The sequence below is a fragment of the Streptomyces sp. SolWspMP-5a-2 genome (genome assembly GCF_900091845.1).
Lineage (GTDB): Bacteria > Actinomycetota > Actinomycetes > Streptomycetales > Streptomycetaceae > Streptomyces > Streptomyces doudnae.
Genome location: NZ_FMCI01000150.1, coordinates 40,040 through 49,351, shown reverse-complemented (window position 1 = coordinate 49,351; position 9,312 = coordinate 40,040). Strand labels below are relative to the sequence as shown.

The window sequence follows — 9,312 nt, the reverse complement described above, 5'->3', positions numbered from 1 at the left end:
CGGACGGCAGGCTGGGCGGCCGGGCCCAGGTGCTCGGCGTGTCCGGGGTGTGGCGGGATCTCACCGACAACGTCAACTACATGGCCGACAACCTCACTTCTCAGGTCCGCAACATCGCGCAGGTGACCACGGCGGTCGCCAACGGCGACCTGTCGAAGAAGATCGACGTGGACGCGCGCGGCGAGATCCTGGAGCTGAAGACGGCCATCAACACCATGGTCGACACCCTGTCGTCGTTCTCGTCGGAGGTCACCCGGGTGGCCCGCGAGGTCGGCTCCGAGGGGCAACTCGGCGGCCAGGCACGGGTGGAGGGCGTGTACGGCACCTGGAAGCGGCTGACGACGAACGTGAACGAACTCGCGTCGAACCTGACCACTCAGGTCCGCGCGATCGCCGAGGTGGCCTCCGCGGTGGCGCAGGGCGACATGTCCCGCTCGATCACGGTGGAGACGCGGGGCGAGGTCGCCGAGCTGAAGGACAACATCAACCTGATGGTGGCCAACCTGCGCGAGACGACCCGCGCGAAGGACTGGCTGGAGTCCAACCTCGCCCGGCTGGCCGCCCTGATGCAGGGCCACCGGGACCTGATGGAGGTCGCCGACCTGATCCTGCGCGAGCTGACCCCGCTGGTGAACGCGCAGTACGGGGCGTTCTTCCTGGCCGACCCGGACGAGGACGGCCAGGCGCTGCGCACCGCGGCGCCCGCGAAGGGGCTGGCGTTCATCGCCGGGTACGGCTCGGCGCAGGGGGCGACCATGGAGACCGGGGGCCTGCCGGTGCACGGTCTGGTGCGGCAGGCGGCGCGGGAGCGCAAGCGCATCCTGGTCGAGGAGGCCCCGCCGGACTACATCAAGATCAACAGCGGTCTCGGCGAGGCGGCCCCGGCCAGCGTGGTGATCATCCCGATCCCCTTCGAGGACAAGCTCCTCGGCGTGATCGAACTGGCCTCCTTCTCCCGCTTCTCCGATGTCCACCTGGCCTTCTTCGACCAGTTCGTGAACACCATCGGGGTCGCCATCAACACCATCATCGCCAACTCCCGCACCGAGTCGCTGCTCGGCGAGTCGCAGCGGCTGGCGATGCAGCTCCAGGAGCGCTCGGACGAACTCCAAGAGCAGCAGGCCGAGTTGCGCCGCTCCAACGCCGAACTGGAGGAGAAGGCGGCCCTGCTGGCGACCAGCTCCCAGTACAAGTCGGAGTTCCTGGCGAACATGTCGCACGAGCTGCGCACCCCGCTCAACTCGCTGCTGATCCTGGCCCGGCTGCTGTCCGACAACCCGGACGGCCGTCTCACCGACCAGGAGGTGCAGTTCGCGACGACGATCCACCGCTCGGGATCGGACCTGCTCCAGCTGATCAACGACATCCTGGACCTGTCGAAGATCGAGGCGGGCCGGATGGACGTCCGCCCCAAGCGGCTGCCGCTGATCAAGCTGCTCGACTACGTGCACGCCACCTTCCGCCCGCTCACCCTCGACCGGGGCCTCGCCTTCGAGGTGGCGGTCGGCGAGGGGGTGCCGCGCGAGATGTACTCGGACGAGCAGCGGCTCCAGCAGATCCTGCGCAACCTGCTCTCCAACGCCATCAAGTTCACCGCCTCCGGGCGGGTCGAACTGCGCGTCACCCTGGTCAGGGAGCCCGACCCGAGCGGTACCGACGGCGAGCACCGGTACCCGGGCGAGGGCGGCGCGGCCGACCCGGTGATCGCCTTCCGGGTCAGCGACACCGGCATCGGCATCGCGGCCGAGAAACTCCCGGTGATCTTCGAGGCGTTCCAGCAGGCCGACGGCACCACCAACCGCAAGTACGGCGGGACCGGCCTCGGGCTCTCCATCAGCCGGGAGATCGCCGGGCTGCTGGGCGGCAGGATCGTCGCCGAGAGCAGGCCGGGCGAGGGCTCCACCTTCACGCTGTACGTCCCGGTCACCGGCCCCGGCCACCCGGTCGCGGAACCGGCCGCCGGGGAGCGCAGGCCGCTGCTGCCGCAGCAACTGCCCGCCGAGGTGCCGGACGGACCGCACGACGCGGACGAGGGGTGGCCCGCGCCGACCAAGCTGGAGGCGTGGCAGCGCGGCCGGGCCGGACAGGTGCTGCCCGGCCGCCGGGTGCTGATCGTCGACGACGACATCCGCAACGTCTTCGCGCTCACCCATGTGCTGGGCCGGGTCGGGATGCCGGTGCTGTACGCGGAGAACGGGCGCGAGGGCATCGAGACCCTGGAGCGCAACCCGGACGTCGAACTCGTCCTGATGGACATCATGATGCCGGAGATGGACGGCTACGAGACCATCGCCGCCATCCGGCGCGCCCCCCGCTGGACCGGCCTGCCGATCGTCGCGCTGACCGCGAAGGCGATGCCGGGCGACCGTGAGAAGTCCATCGCGCGGGGCGCCAACGACTACGTACCCAAGCCGGTGGACGTCGACCGGCTGCTCACCGTCGTCTGCGCGCTCCTCGATCCGCAGGGCGCGGGAGCCGGGGCACCGGCCGACGGGACACCGACCGAATGAGGCAGAGACACCATGATCGCTGAGGCATCGACCGACGCGCGCGCCAGCATCCTCCTCGTGGACGACATGGAGGACAACCTGATCGCCCTGGAGGCCGTCCTGGGCTCCCTCAACGAACCTCTGATACGGGCCCGTTCGGGCGAGGAGGCGATGAAGGCGCTGCTGCGGCAGCGGTTCGCGCTGGTCCTGCTCGACGTCCGGATGCCCGGCATGGACGGCTTCGAGACGGCCGCGCACATCAAGCGGCTCGACCAGACCAAGGACGTCCCGATCATCTTCCTGACCGGCGCGGCCGACGACTCCGGGTACGCCTTCCGCGGCTACGCCACCGGCGCCGCCGACTACCTGACCAAGCCGTTCGACCCGTGGGTGCTGCGGGCGAAGGTCAGCGTCTTCCTCGAACTGGACCGCAAGAACCGGCAGTTGGAGCGGCTGCGGGAGCGCGAGCGGGCGGAGTACGGCGAGGTGGGCGCGCGCTTGGCCGAGCTGGAGCTGAAGCTCACCGAGGAGCGGCCCCCGGACCTGATGACCCTGCGCACCGAGGTCCGGGAACTGCGCAGACTGGTGCGCAGGGGCCGCCTGTAGCGCCGCTCACGCCTCGCGGGTGCCCGCGTACATCTCGTCGATGAGGTGCCGGTACTCGCGCTCGACGACCGGGCGCTTCAGCTTCAGGCTCGGGGTGATCTCCCCGTGCTCGACGTCGAGGTCGCGCGGCAGCAGCCGGAACTTCTTGATGGTCTGCCAGCGCTGGAGACCGGAGTTGAGCTGCCCGACGTAGTCCTCGACCATGGCGACCGTCATCGGCGCGGCGACGACCTCCGCGTACGTCTTGTTCGCCAGGCCGTTCTCCTTCGCCCACTCCATCAGGGACGGTTCGTCGAGGGCGATCAGGGCGGTGCAGAAGTTCCGGTCGGCGCCGTGCACCAGGATGTTGGAGACGTACGGGCAGACCGCCTTGAACTGGCCCTCGACCTCGGCGGGCGCGATGTACTTGCCGCCGGAGGTCTTGATGAGGTCCTTCTTGCGGTCGGTGATGCGCAGATAGCCGTCCGCGGACAGCTCGCCGATGTCGCCGGTGTGGAACCAGCCGTCCGCCTCCAGGACCTCGGCGGTCTTCTCCGGCAGCCCGTGGTAGCCCTCCATGATGCCGGGGCCGCGCAGCAGGATCTCGCCGTCGTCCGCGATCCGCACCTCGGTGCCGGGCAGCGGCTTGCCGACGGTGCCGGTGCGGTACGCCTCGCCGGGGTTCACGAAGGAGGCGGCGGAGGACTCGGTGAGGCCGTACCCCTCCAGGACGTGGATGCCGGCGCCCGCGAAGAAGTAGCCGATGTCGGGGGCGAGGGCGGCCGATCCGGAGACGCAGGCGCGCAGGTTGCCGCCGAACGCCTCGCGGATCTTGGCGTAGACGAGCGCGTCGGCGGCCTTGTGCTTGGCGCCGAGCGCGAACGGCACGGAGGCGGTACCGGTGCGCCGGAAGTTGTCCTGGGCGGCCTTGGCGTACTCGCGGGCGACCTCGGCGGCCCACTGGAAGATCTTGTACTTGGCGGCGCCGCCCGCGCGGGCCTTGGCGGCGACCCCGTTGTAGACCTTCTCGAAGATGCGCGGCACGGCCGCCATGTAGGTGGGCCGCACCACCGGCAGATTCTCGATGATCTTGTCGACCCGGCCGTCGACGGCGGTGACGTGCCCGACCCCGACCTGGCCGGAGGTGAGCACCTTGCCGAAGACGTGCGCCAGCGGCAGCCACAGGTACTGCACGTCGTCCGGCCCGACCAGGCCGGTCGCGGCGATGGCGCGCGCCATGTACGCCCAGTTGTCGTGCGGCAGCCGCACCCCCTTGGGGCGGCCGGTGGTGCCGGAGGTGTAGATGAGGGTGGCGAGCTGGTCCCGGGTGATCGCGCCGACCCGCTCCTTGATCAGCTCCGGGTGCTTCTCCAGGTGGGCGGCGCCGCGCCGCTCCAGCTCGGCCAGCGTGAGCACGTCGTCGCCCGCCTCGACGCCGTCCGCGTCGATCACCACGATGTGCGTGAGGTCGGGCAGCTCACCCCGCCTGGCCTGGGCCTTCGCGAGCTGGACGGCGTCCTCCGCGATCAGCACCCGGCTGTCGGAGTCGGCGAGGATGAAGGCCGACTCCTCCTCGTTGGTCTGCGGGTAGACGGTGGTGGTGGCGGCGCCCGCGCACATGATGCCGAGGTCGGCGAGGATCCACTCGATCCGGGTGGCGGAGGCGAGCGCGACCCGCTGCTCGGGCTCGACACCGAGCGCGATCAGACCGGCGGCGATGGCGTGGACCCGGTCGGCCGCCTCGGCCCAGCTGAGCGACTTCCAGTCGTCCGGCCCCTCCCCCGAGGCGGGGGCCACCGGGTAGCGGTAGGCCTCGGCGTCCGGGGTGGCGGCGACCCGGTCCAGGAAGAGGGCCGCGACGCTCGCCGGTCGGTTCTCGATCAGGGTCAGTGTGTCGCTCACGACGTCCTCCGGGCCCGCGTCGGTGCGGCTGGCTCAGTGCGGCTGTTTTCCACTCGCGCGCTGTTTAACTCGCGAGTAACTATGGAGCAGAGATCAGCGTAAAGCCCGACCGCCCGGTACGTAAGAGGCGGCGGCCTGTCACTTTCCACGGGAAACGGACACCGGGGGAAGCGGAGACCGCGGCACCGGACCGGCGGGAGCCGGAGCGGCGGGAGCCGGAGCGGCGTGAGCCGGAGCGGCGTGAGCCGGAGCGGCGTGAGCCGGAGCGGCGTGAGCCGGAGCGGCGTGAGCCGGAGCGGCGGGGACGGGGGCGGGTGGCTGGCCGCGAGGGGAGTGGGAGGCGCAGGGGGCTGAACGTGAGCGGGCCGGGGCGCGGGGCGGGTGGCTGGCCGTGAAGGGGTGGGAGGCGCAGGGGGCTGAACGTGAGCGGGCCGGGGGCGGGAGGGCTGGGCACCGGGGTGGCCGGACGGGGGCAGGCCCGGGACGCGCGGGGGCCCGCCGCGCTTCCGCGCTGCGGGCCCCTGTACGACCGTCCGGCCGGCCACCGCCCGGCGGGCACCCCGCGGAGACCGCGGGGCGCCCGCCGACGACCGGCGGCTACTTCTTGCCCTTGCCTGAGCCACCGCTGTCGTCGCTGCTCAGGACGGCGATGAAGGCCTCCTGCGGGACCTCCACGGAGCCCACCATCTTCATCCGCTTCTTGCCCTCCTTCTGCTTCTCCAGCAGCTTCCGCTTCCGGGAGATGTCACCGCCGTAGCACTTGGCGAGGACGTCCTTGCGGATGGCGCGGATGGTCTCGCGGGCGATCACCCGGGAGCCGATGGCCGCCTGGATGGGCACCTCGAAGGCCTGCCGCGGGATCAGCTCGCGCAGCTTGGCGACCAGCCGGACCCCGTAGGCGTACGCCTGGTCCTTGTGGGTGATCGCGGAGAAGGCGTCCACCTTGTCGCCGTGCAGCAGGATGTCCACCTTGACCAGGCTGGACGTCTGCTCGCCCGTGGGCTCGTAGTCGAGCGAGGCGTAGCCGCGGGTCTTGGACTTCAGCTGGTCGAAGAAGTCGAAGACGATCTCCGCGAGCGGCAGCGTGTAGCGGATCTCGACCCGGTCCTCGGAGAGGTAGTCCATGCCGAGCAGGGTGCCGCGCCGGGTCTGGCACAGCTCCATGATCGAGCCGATGAACTCGGACGGGGCGAGGATCGTGGCGCGTACGACGGGCTCGTACACGTCGTTGATCTTGCCCTCGGGGAACTCGCTCGGGTTGGTGACGGTGTGCTCGCTGCCGTCCTCCATGAGCACCCGGTAGACCACGTTGGGCGCGGTGGCGATGAGGTCGAGGCCGAACTCGCGCTCCAGCCGCTCCCGGATCACGTCGAGGTGGAGCAGGCCGAGGAAGCCGACGCGGAAGCCGAAGCCGAGCGCGGCGGACGTCTCCGGCTCGTACACCAGGGCGGCGTCGTTGAGCTGGAGCTTGTCCAGCGCCTCGCGCAGCTCCGGGTAGTCGGAACCGTCCAGCGGGTACAGGCCCGAGAAGACCATCGGCTTCGGGTCCTTGTAGCCGCCGAGCGCCTCGGTGGCGCCCTTGTTCTGGCTGGTGACGGTGTCACCGACCTTCGACTGGCGGACGTCTTTCACGCCGGTGATCAGGTAACCGACCTCGCCGACCCCGAGCCCGTCGGCCGCGAGCATCTCCGGCGAGTTGGTGCCGATCTCCAGCAGCTCGTGGGTGGCGCCGGTGGACATCATCCGGATCCGCTCACGCTTGTTGAGCTGGCCGTCGATGACGCGCACGTAGGTGACCACGCCCCGGTACGAGTCGTACACCGAGTCGAAGATCATCGCGCGGGCGGGCGCGTCCGCGACACCGACCGGCGGCGGGATGTCCCGGACCGCGCGGTCCAGGAGCGCGTCGACGCCGACGCCGGTCTTCGCGGAGACCCGCAGCACGTCGTCCGGGTCGCAGCCGACCAGGTTCGCCAGCTCCTCGGCGAACTTCTCCGGCTGCGCGGCCGGCAGGTCGATCTTGTTCAGGACGGGGATGATCGTGAGGTCGTTCTCCATCGCCAGGTACAGGTTGGCGAGAGTCTGGGCCTCGATGCCCTGGGCGGCGTCGACGAGGAGGACGGTGCCCTCGCAGGCGGCGAGCGACCGCGAGACCTCGTAGGTGAAGTCGACGTGCCCGGGGGTGTCGATCATGTTCAGGATGTGCGTCTTGCCGGGCTCGTCCGTGGGAGCCCACGGCAGACGCACCGCCTGGGACTTGATCGTGATGCCACGCTCACGCTCGATGTCCATGCGGTCCAGGTACTGAGCGCGCATCTGCCGCTGCTCGACCACGCCCGTCAGCTGGAGCATCCGGTCGGCGAGCGTGGACTTGCCGTGGTCGATGTGCGCGATGATGCAGAAATTGCGGATCAGAGCCGGGTCGGTACGGCTCGGCTCCGGCACGTTGTTAGGGGTCGCGGGCACGCAGGGTCCTGTCTCTTGAGGCGCCTTGTGCCTCGGGTCGGATCGATACGTAGCCTCCATGGTCCCACGGGCGGCGACCGGGGACCGGTTTGGGCCGTTCGGTGGGCCGCTGGTAGTGTGGGCGGCTGTGTCTCATGCCCTCTCAGCGCGAGACACACACCCAGTGAAATCATCGGCTGCGGGACCTTCGCGGGCCCGTGCCAGAACCTGAAAAGGCTCATTCGTGGCGAACATCAAGTCCCAGATCAAGCGGATCAAGACCAACGAGAAGGCCCGGCTGCGCAACAAGGCCGTGAAGTCCTCGTTCAAGACCGCGGTCCGCAAGGCCCGTGAGGCCGCTGCCGCGGGTGACGTCGAGAAGGCCACCGAGCTGCAGCGCGTCGCCGCGCGTGCGCTCGACAAGGCCGTCTCGAAGGGCGTCATCCACAAGAACCAGGCCGCCAACAAGAAGTCGGCGCTCGCTTCGAAGGTCGCGTCCCTCAAGGGCTGACACCTGATGTGAGCCGGACGGAACCGAGCGGGCCCTCTCTCTCCGCTCCCGTCCCGGCACCCCGAGCCTGTACGCGGCCTGCGTTCGCCACGCGGGTACGGGCTCACCTTCTCGAACCGGAACCCCGGCGCCTCCCTTCCCCAGGGCGGCACCGGGGTTCTTGGCGTCGGGGGGGCAGCAGCGGGTACCGGCGTGGGGATCACCTCACGCGCGCCCCTGCTCCCGCTCGCGCCCCCCGTGCGCGCTCCCGCTCCCGCCCCGATTCGCACTCCCGCTCCCGTTCGTGCTCACCTTCCCGCTCCCGTTCGCGCGGGCTATCCCTGGCCTCGGCTTCTGGCCGCTCGGGCGATGGTGACCACCGCCTTCTCCAGGGCGTACTCCGGGTCGTCGCCGCCGCCCTTGACGCCCGCGTCCGCCGCGGCCACCGCGCGGAGCGCGACCGAGACGCCGTCCGGTGTCCAGCCCCGCATCTGCTGACGGACCCGGTCGATCTTCCACGGCGGCATGCCCAGCTCGCGCGCGAGGTCGGCGGGACGGCCGCCCCGGGCCGACGACAGCTTCCCGATCGCCCGCACGCCCTGGGCCAGCGCGCTGGTGATCAGGACCGGCGCCACCCCGGTCGACAGGGCCCACCGCAGCGCCTCCAGGGCCTCCGCGGCACGCCCCTCGACGGCACGGTCCGCGACGGTGAAGCTCGACGCCTCCGCCCGCCCGGTGTAGTACCGCCCGACGACGGCCTCGTCGATCGTCCCCTCGACGTCGGCGACCAACTGGGACACCGCCGACGCCAGCTCCCGCAGATCGCTCCCGATCGCGTCGACGAGGGCCTGGCACGCCTCGGGCGTCGCCGACCTGCCCGTCGCCCTGAACTCCTGCCGCACGAAGGCCAGCCGGTCGGCCGGCTTGGTCATCTTCGGGCAGGCCACCTCGCGCGCCCCGGCCTTGCGGGCGGCGTCGAGCAGCCCCTTGCCCTTGGCGCCGCCCGCGTGCAGCAGCACGAGGGTGATCTCCTCGGCGGGCGAGCCGAGGTACGCCTTCACGTCCTTGACCGTGTCGGCCGACAGATCCTGCGCGTTGCGCACGACCACGACCTTGCGCTCGGAGAACAGCGACGGGCTGGTCAGCTCGGCGAGCGTGCCGGGCTGCAACTGGTCCGGAGTGAGGTCGCGCACGTCCGTGTCGGCGTCGGCGGCCCGTGCGGCGGCCACCACCTCCTGCACGGCGCGGTCGAGCAGGAGGTCCTCCTGGCCCACGGCGAGCGTCACGGGGGCGAGAGGGTCGTCATTCGCAGTCTTCCTGGCCATCGCGACAAGCATGCCACGCGCCACTGACAACGCGGCCCGACGGCGGACGGGGCCGATGAGTGCCCCGCGCTCGACG

Annotated in this window: 6 protein-coding genes; 3 read left to right on the top strand and 3 right to left on the bottom strand. The window is 70.8% G+C overall.

Going from position 1 to position 9,312, the window contains the following annotated elements:
• Nucleotides 1–2,510: ATP-binding protein (locus GA0115242_RS15400; protein ID WP_141721602.1), on the top strand; the 2,510-nt coding region annotated here is incomplete at its 5' end.
• Nucleotides 2,511–2,522: 12 nt separating this feature from the next.
• Nucleotides 2,523–3,095 carry a response regulator gene (locus GA0115242_RS15395; protein WP_093828704.1) on the top strand — a complete coding sequence of 191 codons (573 nt, stop codon included), beginning with the start codon at nt 2,523–2,525 and terminating at the stop codon, nt 3,093–3,095.
• Between the two features lie 6 nt (nt 3,096–3,101).
• On the opposite strand, the gene GA0115242_RS15390 is transcribed toward GA0115242_RS15395, so the two are convergent.
• Both GA0115242_RS15390 and lepA read right to left on the bottom strand, forming a co-directional pair.
• Nucleotides 3,102–4,976, bottom strand: coding sequence for an AMP-dependent synthetase/ligase (locus tag GA0115242_RS15390; protein WP_093828702.1), 1,875 nt, complete (start codon nt 4,974–4,976; stop codon nt 3,102–3,104).
• Nucleotides 4,977–5,573: 597 nt separating this feature from the next.
• Nucleotides 5,574–7,442 (bottom strand): translation elongation factor 4, encoded by a 1,869-nt coding sequence (gene lepA, locus GA0115242_RS15385; protein WP_093828700.1) that lies wholly within the window; start codon nt 7,440–7,442, stop codon nt 5,574–5,576.
• 223 nt (nt 7,443–7,665) lie between these two features.
• On the opposite strand from lepA, the gene rpsT reads away from it, so the two are divergent.
• Nucleotides 7,666–7,932, top strand: coding sequence for a 30S ribosomal protein S20 (gene rpsT / locus GA0115242_RS15375; protein WP_093828696.1), 267 nt, complete (start codon nt 7,666–7,668; stop codon nt 7,930–7,932).
• Nucleotides 7,933–8,246: 314 nt separating this feature from the next.
• On the opposite strand, the gene holA is transcribed toward rpsT, so the two are convergent.
• Entirely contained in the window at nt 8,247–9,236 is a 990-nt protein-coding gene (gene holA, locus GA0115242_RS15370; protein WP_202555354.1) for a DNA polymerase III subunit delta, read from the bottom strand.
• Nucleotides 9,237–9,312 lie beyond the last annotated feature (76 nt).

Excerpts from the sequence above, each read along its gene's own strand:
- holA (WP_202555354.1), bottom strand. The coding sequence starts at position 9,236 with ATGGCCAGGAAGACTGCGAATGACGACCCTCTCGCCCCCGTGACGCTC.
- GA0115242_RS15395 (WP_093828704.1), top strand. The coding sequence starts at position 2,523 with ATGATCGCTGAGGCATCGACCGACGCGCGCGCCAGCATCCTCCTCGTG.